At 48.5% G+C, this 15,417-nt stretch carries 15 protein-coding genes; 10 read left to right on the top strand and 5 right to left on the bottom strand.

Features of this window, described 5'->3' with window-relative positions:
• Nucleotides 1–26: 26 nt before the first annotated feature.
• The 4 genes from DSZ37_RS03825 to DSZ37_RS03810 all read left to right on the top strand — a co-directional run bounded on the left by DSZ37_RS03825 (nt 27) and on the right by DSZ37_RS03810 (nt 3,690).
• Complete coding sequence (locus tag DSZ37_RS03825; RefSeq protein ID WP_109725639.1) at nt 27–326, top strand: DUF7701 domain-containing protein; 300 nt, start codon at nt 27–29, stop codon at nt 324–326.
• A 240-nt stretch (nt 327–566) separates the two neighbouring features.
• Nucleotides 567–1,706, top strand: a complete 1,140-nt coding sequence (locus tag DSZ37_RS03820) for a leucine-rich repeat protein (RefSeq protein ID WP_109725638.1) — start codon at nt 567–569, stop codon at nt 1,704–1,706.
• Between the two features lie 213 nt (nt 1,707–1,919).
• Complete coding sequence (locus DSZ37_RS03815; protein ID WP_181380228.1) at nt 1,920–2,471, top strand: RNA polymerase sigma factor; 552 nt, start codon at nt 1,920–1,922, stop codon at nt 2,469–2,471.
• Nucleotides 2,472–2,484: 13 nt separating this feature from the next.
• A complete protein-coding gene (locus DSZ37_RS03810) occupies nt 2,485–3,690 on the top strand; it encodes a hypothetical protein (RefSeq protein WP_109725636.1) in 1,206 nt (401 codons plus the stop codon).
• A gap of 140 nt (nt 3,691–3,830) precedes the next feature.
• On the opposite strand, the gene DSZ37_RS03805 is transcribed toward DSZ37_RS03810, so the two are convergent.
• The 3 genes from DSZ37_RS03805 to DSZ37_RS03795 form a co-directional block, all read right to left on the bottom strand.
• Nucleotides 3,831–5,198 (bottom strand): hypothetical protein, encoded by a 1,368-nt coding sequence (locus DSZ37_RS03805; RefSeq protein ID WP_109725635.1) that lies wholly within the window; start codon nt 5,196–5,198, stop codon nt 3,831–3,833.
• A 13-nt stretch (nt 5,199–5,211) separates the two neighbouring features.
• The gene (locus DSZ37_RS03800) at nt 5,212–5,778 is read right to left on the bottom strand and encodes an RNA polymerase sigma factor (RefSeq protein ID WP_109725634.1); all 567 of its coding nucleotides are present in this window, start codon (nt 5,776–5,778) and stop codon (nt 5,212–5,214) included.
• Nucleotides 5,779–6,095: 317 nt separating this feature from the next.
• Nucleotides 6,096–6,671 (bottom strand): sugar O-acetyltransferase, encoded by a 576-nt coding sequence (locus DSZ37_RS03795; protein WP_109725633.1) that lies wholly within the window; start codon nt 6,669–6,671, stop codon nt 6,096–6,098.
• A 285-nt stretch (nt 6,672–6,956) separates the two neighbouring features.
• Between DSZ37_RS03795 and DSZ37_RS03790 the strand changes: the two genes are divergently transcribed.
• The 6 genes from DSZ37_RS03790 to DSZ37_RS03765 all read left to right on the top strand — a co-directional run bounded on the left by DSZ37_RS03790 (nt 6,957) and on the right by DSZ37_RS03765 (nt 14,064).
• The gene (locus DSZ37_RS03790) at nt 6,957–8,081 is read left to right on the top strand and encodes an MORN repeat-containing protein (protein ID WP_109725632.1); all 1,125 of its coding nucleotides are present in this window, start codon (nt 6,957–6,959) and stop codon (nt 8,079–8,081) included.
• 280 nt (nt 8,082–8,361) lie between these two features.
• Nucleotides 8,362–10,581 carry a BspA family leucine-rich repeat surface protein gene (locus tag DSZ37_RS03785; protein ID WP_109725631.1) on the top strand — a complete coding sequence of 740 codons (2,220 nt, stop codon included), beginning with the start codon at nt 8,362–8,364 and terminating at the stop codon, nt 10,579–10,581.
• Between the two features lie 332 nt (nt 10,582–10,913).
• On the top strand, nt 10,914–11,306 hold the full coding sequence (locus DSZ37_RS03780) for a membrane lipoprotein lipid attachment site-containing protein (RefSeq protein WP_109725630.1): 393 nt from the start codon (nt 10,914–10,916) through the stop codon (nt 11,304–11,306).
• Between the two features lie 18 nt (nt 11,307–11,324).
• Nucleotides 11,325–11,585 (top strand): PqqD family protein, encoded by a 261-nt coding sequence (locus DSZ37_RS03775; RefSeq protein ID WP_109725629.1) that lies wholly within the window; start codon nt 11,325–11,327, stop codon nt 11,583–11,585.
• Nucleotides 11,586–11,622: 37 nt separating this feature from the next.
• Nucleotides 11,623–12,351 carry a hypothetical protein gene (locus tag DSZ37_RS03770; RefSeq protein WP_242978558.1) on the top strand — a complete coding sequence of 243 codons (729 nt, stop codon included), beginning with the start codon at nt 11,623–11,625 and terminating at the stop codon, nt 12,349–12,351.
• A 3-nt stretch (nt 12,352–12,354) separates the two neighbouring features.
• The gene (locus DSZ37_RS03765) at nt 12,355–14,064 is read left to right on the top strand and encodes an ABC transporter ATP-binding protein (RefSeq protein WP_109725627.1); all 1,710 of its coding nucleotides are present in this window, start codon (nt 12,355–12,357) and stop codon (nt 14,062–14,064) included.
• Nucleotides 14,065–14,080: 16 nt separating this feature from the next.
• On the opposite strand, the gene DSZ37_RS03760 is transcribed toward DSZ37_RS03765, so the two are convergent.
• Nucleotides 14,081–14,809, bottom strand: a complete 729-nt coding sequence (locus DSZ37_RS03760; RefSeq protein ID WP_181380227.1) for a prolipoprotein diacylglyceryl transferase family protein — start codon at nt 14,807–14,809, stop codon at nt 14,081–14,083.
• A 16-nt stretch (nt 14,810–14,825) separates the two neighbouring features.
• Nucleotides 14,826–15,371: a hypothetical protein gene (locus tag DSZ37_RS03755; protein ID WP_109725625.1), complete on the bottom strand. Its 546-nt coding sequence runs from the start codon at nt 15,369–15,371 to the stop codon at nt 14,826–14,828.
• Nucleotides 15,372–15,417: the final 46 nt, after the last annotated feature.

Below are 15,417 nucleotides of genomic sequence, written 5' to 3'. Positions count from 1 at the left end.
ATATAGAACACATCAGGAGGACTGCAATGGAAACCTATATAGATACGGTCACTGAGCTCGTTGCCGAGCGCACACATATAAAAAACCAAAACCTTGTGCATCTTTATGCCTTGCTCGTACTTGTCAAGGGAACCAAGATAACTCTGAAAGATGTTCATGACGCATGGGCAATGGATATGAATTTCAGCCCCCTTACAGAGTGGTGTGACGGCCACGGGCACAGGGATATTATCCCCTTTGAAGAGCTGGACAAAGAAACACAGGACAAGGACAAAAAGTATGCCGACATACTTCGTTTGATCGCAGACGAGCTGAGTCGGCGATAATATCCGCAGCATTTGCTAAGCCGCTTTCTGACCGAAATTCAGTAATAAATTGTTCTCTCTGCATTTATTGCTGTCTGTGTGAACAAACTATTACCTTTTGTATGGTATTGTTGACTTATTCTGCAATATATGGTATACTGATAGGTAGGAACTGTGTTATGCAGTCCCTTTGTAACAGGTTAAACTGCCTGCTGTGACAGGCAGACATAAAAAGCATCATATTAACAGGAGGGGTTAATAATGAAGTCAAAGAGAATAGCACTGAAGGCTGCATCCTTTATTGCAGCTGCAACACTGTCTGCTGCAATGCCGCTTTCCACTATTGGAAGCACATTCATGCAGTCCACACTTACCGCATACGCTGCGGAAACTTCCGGCAGTCTCACATACGAGAAGTACGATGACCATGTTGAGATCATAGGAAGCGACTACAAGGCAACATCCATCGAGATACCCGATTCTATCTCAGGACTGCCCGTTACTGCCATCGGTGATTACGCATTCGACGGCTGCTCACTTTCAAGCGTGACTATCCCGAATTCAGTCAAGACCATCGGCAAGTACGCATTCTGCCAGAGCGCAAACCTTAAATCCGTAACTATCCCCGAAAGCATTGAGTTCATTGATCTCCGCGCATTCGATTCATGTAAGCAGCTTTCCGAGGTAAATCTTCCCGATAAGATGATCGAGATGTCCGCAAAGGTATTCGACAATACCCCATGGATGGACGCTCAGCGCCAGAAGAATGATCTCGTCATCATCAACGGCAACCTCATCGACGGTGAAAAAGCCAAGGGCGATGTGATCATCCCCGACAATGTAAAGTACGTTTCAGCAGGCGCTTTTGAGAGAAACGAGGATATCACCTCCGTTGTATTCCCATCAAGCGTTACCAAGATCAACGACAACGTTTTCTTCTACTGCTCAAATCTGAAGTCCGTTGACGCAAAAAGCTGTACATTCATCGACAGCATGGCTTTTGCTTACTGCAACAAGCTCACCGATCTCAAGGTATCGGGCAAGATGACAAAGATCGACTATATGGCTTTCTCAGACGTTACCGCTCAGGCTACCATCACTGTATACGGCACCAAGGCAGACTGGGATCAGGCTGACAAGCCCACAGACGACAAGTTCCTGAACAATGCAAGATATATCTTCGATGAGAGCTATGTAGCTCCTCCCGAGGAGATCGAGGGCGACCTCAACGCAGACGGCTCATTCAACACAGCCGATCTGATACTCATGAACAAGTGGCTCCTCAGTGTTCCCGGTACTGAGCTCGCTAACTGGAAAGCAGGCGACTTCGTTAAGGACGAGCAGCTTGACGTTTACGATCTCGTTCTCATGAGAAAGGCTCTTATCGCAAAGGGTCAATAATATCATAGCTATCCGAAACAGCCGCTTTTAGTCAGCTTCATTAAAGAAATATGTGGATTACCGAGCCTGAATTACCGGGCTCGGTAATTTTATGCCACGTTCCGCCGGAGGGGGCTCCCCTGAGCGGCTGTTTTTTTGTCCCTGCTGTTGCACTTGCATTCTCTCCTGCGTATGTGTATAATGAAAGCAGATCTGCCGAAAAGGAGGAGCACAATGAACGACTCGGAAATACTTGAACTGCTGCATCAGTCACCGCAAAAAGGACACCGCGCACTTTTCGATGAATACTACAGCTATGTCTATGCAATATCAGTGAATATCCTCAGGAACTTCGGCTCCCGCGAGGACGTCGAGGAGTGCGTCATCGACACCTTTACTTCCGTCATAAACAAGCTTGACGGAAGCGCTGTGGGCTCTGTTAAGCCCTTTGTGGGCACAGTTGCCAAGCATAAGGCAATAAGTATGCGGAGAGCTCTTATGTCAAAGTCAGGAAAGTGTGTCTCGATAGACAGCGAGGAGATAGGTGAGCTCCGCTCTGAAGAACGAGTGGACAGGAACGCCGAAAACTCCGACATGACAAAGCAGCTGCTTCAGAAGGTAAAAGAGCTGGGCGAGCCTGACTCCGCCATCATAATACAGAAATTTTTCTACGGACAAAACGCAAATGAGATAGGCAGAATGCTGGACATAAAGCCTGCAACAGTGCGTATGCGCTGTACAAGGGCGATAAAAAAGCTCCGCAGCCTGCTCAGGGACTTCTATTAAAGGAGAGATAGTTATGAAAAAGGATACAGATAAGCTTTTCGGTAATTTAAGCGATGAGGACGCCGAGAGGATAGCCGCAGATTATCCCACGGGAGACAAAAGCCAGCGTGACCGCATTTTCAATGAGATAGAACGCCGCGTTGAAGGCAGAACGACCTCAGATGACATGGACGTCAGCGGCGTTGAGACCTACCGTCCCAGAATATATATGAAGGTCATCTCCGCTGCGGCAGCCTTGGTACTCGTAGCAGGTGCGGCAGTGGGCGGAAGTTACCTGCTCCGCGGCAGAGACAAAAATCTGACAGTGGAGCCCTCCTCAGAGGTAATGGAGGAGACTACCGAGACAACAGCTGCTCCCACTACCGAGGAGCAGACCACAGAGCCAGAGGTACCTACAGAGGAGCAGCTCCTTGAACTGCTGAACAGCCGCTCCTACGACGATTATCCGCAGCTCAATATAGGCTACAACATTGTCAGCAACGCCACATCAACCATAGAACATGGCTTAGCCAAGAGAGATATGGTCACGGGAAATGAGTCAATGATGGTTAAATTTATACGCAATCCCGACTGTTACAAGGACGTTGACGCTGAAACTCTGGCTGATTGGGGTATCGACCCGAATAACATCGAAGAGATATACTCCTCCTCAGAGATGTTCATGTACAAGGATCTGTATATCTGTGTATTCGATAACACTGACGAAAACCTCAAAGACCAGTATGAGGTAACTGACCGCAAGGACAGCGCATTCGCTAACCCCAACGTTTTCGCCAGCCAAGCCAACTTCTATCCCGAGGTCATTCTCGAGCAGATAAACACGGGCAAATATGAGATACAGGAGATAAGCGGAGGAGCCACCTTCCTCGGCAGAGACTGTACCTCTGCCCACCTTTACTGCCCCAGCGTAAAGGAATACGAGAAAAAAATGGGACGAAACGTAATGACCATTGATGACGGAGACTATGCTGACGAGATACAGCTGGACATTCTCGTGGATAACGAGACAGGCTTTATTCTCTGGTTCAAGGATACTCAGGGAGATTGTACCGAGGAATATTCAGTGGATACTCTCCTCTTCAACGAGGACGCAGAGCTTCCCGAGGACGGCGCTTACATCAAAGAACGTCTGTCGGGCTGTATTCCCAACTGTGAAGAGACCGCTGCATACGACCTCAGCATACTTGACGAAACTCCCGACAGCGAAAATATAGGATAAAGCATTATACAGCAAAAAGCACCTCCACATTAAGGACGGTGCTCTTACGGAAGTTTTATGCGTGATATTGAGGGAAGCCCTTTTGTAAAAGTGCTTCCCTCAATTCTTTTTTCGCAGGCTCTGTTTTAGTCTTATTATGTTTAACTGAGCGGCGAGAGATCGGTGAAATAGTACTGCTGACCTGCAACGATCCAATTCATTGCGTCCCACTGATCACGGGCAGAATCATATTCTTCCTTGCTGACCTGAACATTGTCTATGGTGTACTCAGCAGCTTCCTCTCCTGCGTTTCCTGAATTATTGGTTATCATATGGAGCAGTGTTATGGTATGACCTTCATAGCTGCTTGTAGCGCAGGACTCAAAGCCCATATGCATATTATAGCTTCCGAGGAGGTGCTCTGCCGGCTTGTACATAAATGCACCGTACACACCGTACTCTGCTATTGTACCGTCATCTGCGAGAACAGGAACAGCATTGCCGTTTTCGTAATAGTATATCCTTACTCCTGCCGCATGATATGTTCCCCTTGACAGAAGGAGCTCGGGAACACCGTCGTTATCGATGTCCCTGACATCCCACATTGACTCGGAAGAGTATTCCGATGTATTCATAAAGTCTGTAAGGACCTGCTTATAAGCTGTTTTCCAGCTTGCGGTCACGCTTGGAGCAGAAGCTTCAGCGCTGCCCGCGCGGACAAGTCTCTCAAGACCGCCGTTGCCAATGCCGAGCTGGTCCAGTCCCTCATTATAAGTTGCAACGAACTTTATCGCAGTGCCATCGTAGAACACGAGTGTTACTAACTGAGTACCTGCTATTTCATCGACTGTTCTCTCTACCCTGTCTGTGGTGACATTGCCGCTGTTTTCGGTATATGTGTATGTGCCGTCGCCGCGTATCTCAACAGTACCTATATTGTTTGCGCCCTGATCAACGGTATAGTTTCCGCTTGACGCCTGATATACCCATGTGCCGGCAAAGGGCTTCAGAAGTGCATTCTCGGCTTTTTCCTCCGCAGTATCCCCGCTGCCCGGCACCAATGATGTGACTGCCGAAGTATTTGCCGATGTAGTAGTAGTCCCTGTGACAGACCCCTTCGGACCTGTTGAGGAGGGTGTGGTACCTGTTCCCGAAGTTGTTGTGACTGTTACGGCAGGAGTCACTACTCCTCCTCCGCCGCCGGGCTTGTGGTTCCTTTTCAGCATAGCTGTACTGCCGATAGCAATGCCTGCGATGAGCACTATGGAAGCAGCTGTTGCAAGAGGTGTCAGCCATGCAGGTCTCTTTGCGACCTCAACACCGCTTACATCATCGTTTTTAGTCATTTTGATAGCGGCTTCTCTTTCTGTTCCTTCAGCCTGCGCCATCTGCTTTCTGAACTTCTTCTCACTCATGGCAAGTATCCTGTCAAGCTGTTCATCGGAAAGCTCAGGGCACTTATCTATAAGTCTCTTCATTGAATCATTCTCCGCGTTTTCAAGAATGTCGAATAAATCCTTTTCTCTCATTTCTGCTCCCCCCTTATCTTTCTATTCCGACTTCAACAAGCTTCGCGCGCAGCTTGTCCATCGCCCTTGAGCACCTCTGCCTTACCGCGACTGCGGTCATCGAGAGATATTTTGCAATTTCACTTGAATTTTTATTATAATAGAATTTCTGTATAAGTATAGTCGAATCAGGTTCTCCCAGCTCGTCTATCTTATCGAGGAGCACACGGCGAAGTTCAGAACGATCAACGTGCTCGTCAACACTGAAGTCCGAAGCAAGTCCTGCCATATCCTCATCATCGGTATCGGATATATGCTTCGATTTGGCACACAGGCTTCTGAAGCGGTCTATGGACTTTCTCTGAGCAATCGTAGCTATCAGCCCCTTGATATCATTTTCCGATGACAGGTCAAACTGACACTTCATAAAAAGATCCGCAAAAACATCACTGACACACTCTTCGATATCCTCGCTCGTGCCGCAGCCTCTAAGCCTGTTGTAAACAATGGCATAGACATATCTGCCGTACTCCTTGACCAGCGCTTTGTGGCAGTCCGCAGGCGATTCCTGCATCATAGCTGCCAGTTCTCTGCTTGTCATGTTCATTCCTCCTCGCGATCTGTAATTGATAAGGTCGGCCTTTCAATAAGAACAATCGGGGGATAAACTCAGGGTGTTACATTTAAGCCGAACATTTACAAAAAAAGCACATAAGTTTATATGAAACAATGTGTTATAAAGCATGGGTACAGCAATGCAGCCATGCTTCCGCAAGCCTTTATCATACCTCACATTATAGCCTATAAAGCAGCCCGTGTCAATAGTTTTTCAACGCAGATACGGCAAAAAGTCCTGCTCAACCGACAAGGTGCGGAAACAGAGAACGCCATACCGAAGCTGTCGGTATGGCGCATTTTTCATCTTTTATCCTTAACCGAGCCGATCACTCTTGCCGGGTTTCCCACAGCTATCATCCCCTCGGGCACATCCTTTGTCACCACCGAGCCTGCTCCGATAACAGCATTGTCGCCTATTATCACCCCGGGAAGGATAATGCTGCCCGAGCCTATCCACACGCCGTTTCCGATATGAACAGGCTTGGGGATAAGGTCGCCGCGCTCCTCGGGGAGCATACCGTGGTTGAGAGTGGCGATGGCCGTATTATGTCCGATAAGGCAGCCGTCACCTATATAAATACCGCCCTGATCCTGAAACTTGCAGCCTGCATTTATAAATACTCCCCTGCCTATGTGTGTATTTATGCCGCAGTCGGTGTAAAAAGGCGGAAAGAGTCCGAAGCTCTCATCAAGCTCCTGCCCGATAAGCTGCCCCATGAGCCTTCTCAGCTCCGCAGGCTCGTGGTAGCTGCCGTTTATCTCCGCTGTAAGACGCAGAGCTCTCTGACTGAGCTCATGCATTTTAAGATGCACTTCACCGCCGCACTTGGTCTGAGCGGAAGTGTTCATGGCTTCGATAAATTCCCTGTCTGTCATAGTATTTCCTCCTGTGCCGTTTTCTATATTATACCATGATCTGCGGCATATAACAAATACCTATTTTGTATTCTGTGATATTCATTCTGTGCATATCACTTGCCTGAGCCCTCCTTTAACTCCATATAAAGTTCATAAACTATCATCACCGCATTATTATTGACTTTGCCGAGGTAATATGTTACAATATACCTGATGAAACGAGCTTTAATTGCTAAAAGTTTTTAACTATGTATCTTTTCAGGTTCTTTCACAGCCTGAAAGCAGCGATAAGGAAATGATATTATGGGAATGTTGGATTTTTTCAAGGTCAGCAACGGTATCGCTAACAATATCCGCTTTGAAAGCGATAACCTCGGCACAGGTCTGTATTCGGGCCATGTAGGGGCTTCGAGACTGCCCGAAGGCCACGGAGTCTTCATCAACAGCCTCGAGATAGAATACGACGGCGAATGGCAGCGCGGCAAGCTCTGCGGCTTCGGCAGGAAATACGCAAAGGGCTACTACGACATCTCTCAGGGGGAAGACGATGACGCAAGCAAGTCTCTGGTATATGCGGGAGAATTCAAGGACAACAGATTTAACGGCAAGGGAAAGCAGTACCGACAGACAGGCAAGATAGCCTATGACGGCGACTGGCTCGACGGCTGGAAATGCGGTGAAGGCACCGAATACTACGAAAATGGCAGAGTGAAATTCACAGGCAGCTGGAACAGGGACAGATACCACGGCAAGGGCGTCTATACAGCCGAAAACGGCGATGTCATCGAGGGAGAATGGACAGACGGTCTTCTCAACGGCGAGGCTGTCCTGAAGACCCGTGACGACTGCGTATACAACAGAGTGTATAAGGACGGCGAGGTGGTAAGCGAAAAGCTTATCAGCGGAACTCCCAAGCCCTCACACGACGCAGGCAGAGTAATCGTGTTCGACAACGGCACATATAAGGGCGAGGTGGACTTCAACGGCAAAATGTGCGGCAAGGGAGTCTACACCTATACCAACGGAAATGTTTACGAGGGCCGCTTCAAGGACGGCGTAAAGCAGGGCGAGGGCGTCTTCACATGGGCTGACGGAAATGTTTATGACGGTCTGTGGGAGGACGATATGCGCAACGGCAGAGGCGAGTACCGCTACAAGAACGGAAACCGATACGTCGGCGACTGGAAGGACAACGTCAAGAACGGCGTCGGCGAGTTCTTTTACAGTAACGGCGAGAAGTACGAGGGCAGCTTTGAAAACAGTCTCAGACACGGTCACGGAGTTTTCTATTATAGGAACGGAGCTGTTTTTGAGGGCGAATGGATGAATGATATGCTCAACGGCGAGGGTGTTCTTACTGCTAAGGACGGAAGCCGCAAGCGCCAGAAATGGGTGAACAACAAGCTTGTCAGCGAGGAAGCTCTCTGAGCCTTGACAGACGGATCTCATAACAGAATATTCACAAAAGGCAGTCCTCGGGCTGCCTTTTTCATATGTGAAAAAAATACTGCAGATGGCTGTTTTTCGGCAAAATCGCAATAAAAGTATTGACATTTAATAATAAATATGATAAAATATACATCCAGTAGTGTAATGATATAACATCTTATCCTTAATTTTTCAATTGGTAGGACAGCCCTGCACTTTTCCCGTCCCTACGCCGCAGCGGCGGGATATTATCTCAAGCGGCAGAAAAGGAGTGTTTACCATGGATACCAGACACATCAGAAGAGCAGCGGCAGCCATTCTTGCTGTTGCGCTCATAGGCGGTGCGCTGCCATATAACGGCGGTTCTCCCCTGCTCGGAACGGCTGTTGTTGCCCACGCTGAAAGCAATGTCACATTTGACGAGGAAACTGGCTTGCTTACACTCAGCGGAAACATCACCAAAGACGACCTCAAAAGCTACAGGTACAGCAGCAAGGTCAAGAAGATAGTCGCCCTCGAAGGCACTGTTCTCCCCGATGATTGCAGTGATCTTTTCTCATTCTTCAAAGCAGAAAGCATTGACCTTTCAAAAGCTTACACCGGCAGAGTACACAATATGCGCCGTATGTTCTACAGCTGTGAGCAGCTTACCGAGCTTAATATAAGCGGTTTTGATACATCTCTTGTAATTGATATGAGCTCTATGTTCCAGTATTGCAGCAAGCTCACTTCGCTGGACGTAAGCAGCTTTTCTACAAATAATGTAACCACTATGGAATGGATGTTTAATAGCTGCCGTTTACTCACTGAGCTTGACGTTTCAAGCTTCGATACAGTTCACGTCACATCATTTGACAATATGTTCAGCGGCTGTTCAAGACTCACTTCTCTCGATGTAACAGAATTCCAGACCCGTGATGCAAAGACCTTTGCCCATATGTTTGATTCCTGTTCAGGGCTTACCTCTATTGATGTCAGCAGATTTGACACATCATCTGCCACAAATCTGTATGGTATGTTCCATAACTGCAAAAAGCTCGAATCACTTGATCTATCCAATTTCAATACCTCAAAGGTAACAAATATGACCCATTTGTTCTCTGGCTCAACAAAGCTCAGGGAAATAATATTCGGTAATTTTGACACCTCCGCTGTCACCTCCATGGCTTATATGTTCAACAGTTGCAGCAGCCTTGAGACTCTTGACCTGCGCTTCAATACATCAAACGTTACAAACATGGGAGATATGTTCAGCGAATGCAGCAATCTGAAGCAGCTTTACCTCCACTCATTCGATACCTCAAATGTTACGGATATGGGCTATATGTTCAGCGGCTGTTCTGTTCTTCATGAACTTGATCTGAATAATTTCAATACCGAAAAGGTCATGGATATGGATCGTATGTTCAACGGATGCAGCGATCTGAAGCAGCTTTACCTCCACTCATTCGATACCTCAAATGTTACGGATATGGACTATATGTTCAACGGCTGCACTAATCTTGAAGAACTTGATATAAGCAGCTTTGACACTTCCAATGTCAAAATCACTAATTCCATGTTCAAAAACTGTAAGAAACTGGGATATACAGATTTTTCAGGATTTGACCTGAGCAATGTTCCCAACAGTAAGGAAATGTTTACAGGCTGTGATGCTATGAAGCCTTACATCGTTACTGCCGCGGCAAATAATGCCACACTGAACAGCAGTATCGGACTCAACTTCTACATAACACGCCCCGAACGCCTTGACAAGATAGTCATCAGCGGTCCCAACGGAGATGTGGAAACTGATCTCAGTGACTGCGAGATGATAAATAACTATTACAAGATAACCTATCCCCTTAATGCTTCACAGGGCAGCTCGGACGTTACTATGAAGGCATACGATTACGATGGCAACAGACTTATCGTGGCAAACACATCCAACGGTCTCCTTGACCATTCTCAGTCCACAACGACACTCGATAATTATCTCGCAGCTGTTTTCGCAAATAACAGCCTTTCAGAGGAAGTCCGCGATCTTGCAAACCGTCTCAGACGCCTCTGCACTGCTGCTGACGGATACTTCAACGACACATCTGCTTTCTATCCTCCTGCCAATTTATCCGAAGCAGATAAGGACTTCATAAACAGCAAAAAGCTGAAGAACGGTGCAGAAAAATACAAGATATCAGTAGTGCTCAACTCCGATACCGCTATAAGATTCTACTATGACGGCGAGGAGAATACCGCTGATTTCGGCGGCAAGACTATCACCGCAAAGACAGGAAAGTACGGCAAGTATTTCGAGATACCCGACATTGCCGCACATCAGCTCTTTAACGACTACACCATACGCATAGGCAACAAGGATTATGTATTGAATACCATGTCCTATGTTCAGCGCGTTTTTGAAAACGGAGATCTCGGAAGCAAGCTCTACGGCGTATGCGAAATGTTCTACGCTTACGGCAAGGCTGCTTATGACTACAACAATTCTTTAAAGGAGACCACATGATGAAGGAAAAATACACTGCTCCCGATATGGAGCTCATAGAGTTTGAGAGCGAAGACGTTATCACTACCAGTGATCCAGAGCTTCCTCCTCAGTAAGTACCACAGACAGGCAGTCCGCAGAGGGCTGCCTGTTTTTTTACACTTTCCCTGCTTTTATTATAAATGGGGAGCGACGCAGACGATTTCGCGGCAAAGTGTATAAAAAATGAACTTTAACGCTGCGCCACTTGCCTTTTTAAAGCTTTCATGATATAATTGATTTGTCTGCAATAACCGCCCGAACGCAGTTATTGTAACGAAATGAATTATAATATCAATTTCAAGGAGTTCATTATGAAAAAGATATTACCGATATTACTGGTCTCAGCTCTCCTGCTGTCAGGCTGCAACGGCGGCAAGGGCGGAAGCTCCGCAAAAAGCTCTTCATCGGAAACTGCTTCCACTACTGCTGCCGCAGATACAACTGCCGAAAACACCACCTCCGCAGGCTCAGATACCACAACAGCAGCCGCAGATACTACATCGGCAGTCACAGCGGAGGCTGCCACAGCAGCAGCTGAAAACAGCACTGCCGCTAAGTCCGCAGACCCCGACACTGAAGCTCTCCTCGAGGCAGGTATAGTCCCCCCCGAAGCAGATGAGCCCGCTCAGCCTGACATCACCATATCACCCGATGCACCCGACGATGACGGTCCCATAGAGCTGCCTGTCATACCAATTACCTGACCGGAAGGAGATACTATCATGAAACTTGACTCAAGATTTCTCACCCATGTATCAAAGGGTGAGCATATAACCGTATCCACCAGCGGTACCAACTGGAACGGTCTCATCCGCAGCAATCCCACCGCCGCTTTCATTATCGAGTGCCTCAAGACAGACACCACCGAGAGCGCCATTGTTGACAAGCTTCTTGAGAAGTACGACGTGGAACGCTCTGTCGCCGAAAGTGACACAGCTGCTATCATTGCAAAGCTGCGCTCCATAGGTGCTGTAAACGACTAAAGACATGATAACCCAAAATTACAGGATAGCGGACAAAGTGGTTTCTGTCAGTTCCATATATGACGAGGTCCACAGCTATTGCAGGGACTACCTCACCGACGAGGAGGCAGAATACTCCGTATCCACCTCTCAGGAGGATATAGACTTTGAACGCAGAAAATCTGACCGTGAGAACGAGCTGGAGGGACTTCCCGTTGTGGATCACAGAGACAGCTACCTTGAGGAGCTGGCTGTATACCGCAGGATAGCTGAGAAGATGCTGGACTATGACACCGTGCTCTTTCACGGCTCGGTCATTGCCGTTGACGGAGAGGGCTACCTCTTTACGGCAAAGTCGGGCACAGGCAAGTCCACACATACAAGGCTCTGGAGAGAGTATTTCGGCAGCCGCGCCGTAATGGTCAACGATGACAAGCCGCTGCTCAGGATAAGCGGCGGCAAGGTCACTGCCTACGGAACTCCATATAACGGCAAGCACAGACTTGGCAGCAATATCTCCGTGCCGCTGAAAGCCATATGCATACTCACAAGGGCTGAGGAGAACAAGATCGTTCCTATCTCAAGGGAGCAGGCATACCCGATACTGCTCCAGCAGATATACCGTCCCGCAGATACAGTGAAGATGCAGAAAACTCTCGCTCTGGCAGACGACCTTGCCGACAGTGTAAAGCTCTTCCGTCTTGGCTGCAATATGGATATATCCGCTGCAAGGATCGCCTACGAAGGAATGAATGCTTGCTCCGCAGAATATATCAAGGTTGAATAAACAATGAAGAATAACGCGACAAAGTGGCTTTATTCCGTACCAAAAGGGAAAAAACTGTATATACTCGCCCTGATGATGATACAGGGACTCCACGGCGCCAGCGGTGTGCTGTACGCTCTGCTGCTGAGGAATATCGTGGACTGCGCCGCCGCACATGACAGGAACGGCTTCCTGAGATATGTTATATCTACCATCATACTTGTGGCTGTACAGATAAGCCTGCGGGCTATGGTGCGGTGGCTGACGGAGCTTTCAAAGGCGACCTTCGAGAACCTGTTCAAAGCCCGTCTTATGCGGAATATCCTGCGAAAGGACTTCGCCAGCGTAAACGCTGTACACTCGGGAGAATGGCTCAACCGCCTCACCAGCGACACCGTTGTAGTGGCGGACAGCTACGTTGAGATACTCCCCGGACTTGCAGGCATGATAGTGAAAATGGTCAGTGCCGTCATCATGATGATAGTACTTGACCGACGGTTTACCTGCATACTTCTCCCCTGCGCCGTGGTCATGCTGCTGCTGACCTACGGCTTCCGAAAGGTGCTGAAGCGGCTACATAAACAGGTTCAGGAGTGCGACGGCAAACTGAGAGTCTTCATGCAGGAACGCATAGGCAGCATGATGATGATACGCTCATTTGCAGCCGAGGAGCAGACCGAGCAGGACGCCGCGGACAGGATGAATGCCCACAAGTCCGCAAGAATGAAGAAGAACCGCTTCTCAAACCTGTGCAATGTGGGATTTCAGGCAGCCATGAACGGTATGTACCTCTTTGGCGTCTGCTACTGCGGCTACGGCATACTCATCGGCACTATCAGCTACGGCACCCTTACCGCCATTACTCAGCTCATATCGCAGATACAGGCTCCTTTTGCCAATATTACGGGATACCTGCCCAAGTATTATGCAATGACCGCAAGCGCGGAACGACTTATGGAGATAGAGGATTTTTCCGACGACAGCGATACTGCTCCCCTCAGCATCGGCGAGGTCAACAGATACTACTCAGAGGAGCTGCGCTCCTTTGGCATACGCAATGCCTGCTTTACATATTATCCTGCCGCTGACAGCATCAGAAAGCTGTCCAAGGCGGATATGCCCGAGGTGATAAAGAACGTCAGCGTTGACATAAAAAAGGGCGAATATGTTGCATTCACAGGACACAGCGGCTGCGGCAAGTCCACGGTGCTGAAGCTCCTTATGAGCATATACAGACTGGACGGCGGAGAACGATATCTCATCGGCAGCGACGGCATAGAAGCTCCGCTGACTCCGCAGTGGCGCAGACTTTTCGCCTATGTACCACAGGGCAACCAGCTCATGAGCGGTACTATACGCGAGGTGGTCTCCTTTGCAGACAGCTCAGAGGACAGTGCCGAGCGTGTGGAAAAAGCGCTGAAAATAGCCTGTGCCGAGGAATTCGTATCTGCACTTGAAAACGGCGCAGATACGCTTCTGGGCGAGCGCGGAACGGGTCTTTCCGAGGGACAGATGCAGAGGATAGCCATTGCAAGGGCGATATATTCCGAAAGCCCCGTGCTTCTTCTGGACGAAGCTACCAGCGCACTGGACGAGAGAACGGAAAAGCAGCTTCTGGAAAACCTCCGCAGCATGACCGACAAGACCGTGGTCATCGTAACACACAGACCTGCGGCTCTGGAGATATGCGACAGAACAATAGATTTTACGGATAATAAAGGCGGCTCACAGTAATACTGTGAGCCGTTTTTCAGTTATATGCCCTTTCGGAAATGCTATGCTTCCTGTGTGTCTGTACCGCCATAACAGCGATAAACACCGCAACAGCCGCTGCACAGAGCAGCTGATTGGGAGATACCATCTTTCCCGCATGGGAAGCCCTCAGGAAGTCCAGTGCGAATTTTGCCGCCGCGGACATGAGGAATATGACAGCAACAGCAGCGTTTTTTCTCCCCCTTGCGTACATTATCATACCGATGATGAATATGACGAGGAATGCTGCGGACTCCGCTATCTGTACGGGAAATGCACTGAGATGTCCCATTCGCTCACCGCTGTACTCAACACACATGACGCCGCTGTAATCCACGCCGCGGCAGCAGCCTCCCATCAGGCAGCCTATCTTGGATATGCTGTACATGATGGGGAGCGAAAGTGTGCAGCTGCGGAGCATAATGCCTATGCTCTCCCGTCTGCGTGAAATGGCAGCCATTGTAAGAGCGCTGGCGTACATACCCACCGCTCCGCCGATGGAGGATAATCCCAGAGCCTTGCCCCCTGAGGCTATCTGTGTGTGCAGAAGTGCGAAAAAGCCTATCATCGGAGGTGCAAGGAGTATACCGTAGGCAGCGATATTCTGCTTTATGCCATCCCTGCGATTGAGCACGAACTGCACTCCCAGTCCTGCTGCAAGGGACAGCAGGAGCATTACCGCATAGGGTGGTATCAGCCCGTGATCGGTACAGATATGTATATTCATAGTCATCCTCCTCTCATCAAAGGTTAGAGCATTGCCTCATTATATCATAACAGGCTGCCATGACCAACAGAGCACTGATAAGAATAACTGCAACAGCTACGATATGAAGTATCATCAGCACAAGACCGAACACATTCTTCGGATATGTAGCTCTCACCACTATCATCAGTACCAGTGAGGCTATCCAGCCCAGCATTCCCAGTGTGGGCAGCTTGAATAAAAGAAACGGACTTACCACCAGCAGTATCAGGCTGATGATACACATTACAGTCCCGCCGTTTGACCTGTTTACAGGCGGTGCCGGTGCATACTGTGACCAGTAATACTGCACTATTTTATCATGAGTGCTCTGATCGAACACCACCCTGTCAGTACTTCCGCAGGAAGCTATGTGATAGTATTCCATCTGGTCAAGGTAATACATAAATCTCCCGTCATAAAGTCTTGCAAAGCCGTAACGTGCCAGTATATCCTCAGGCACTCCCTCGGGAGCAAACAGTGCAGGTCTGCCGCAGTACACATCATAACTGCAATTCAGTATATCGTAATAATCAACTCTCATGTTGATCCCCCTTCCGTGTTTCTATGCTTTGATTATACAGCGAAAT

The sequence above is a fragment of the Ruminococcus flavefaciens genome, assembly GCF_900116855.1.
GTDB lineage: Bacteria > Bacillota > Clostridia > Oscillospirales > Ruminococcaceae > Ruminococcus > Ruminococcus flavefaciens_R.
Note: the sequence above shows the minus strand (reverse complement) of the source record. Positions and strands in the feature narration are given on the sequence as shown.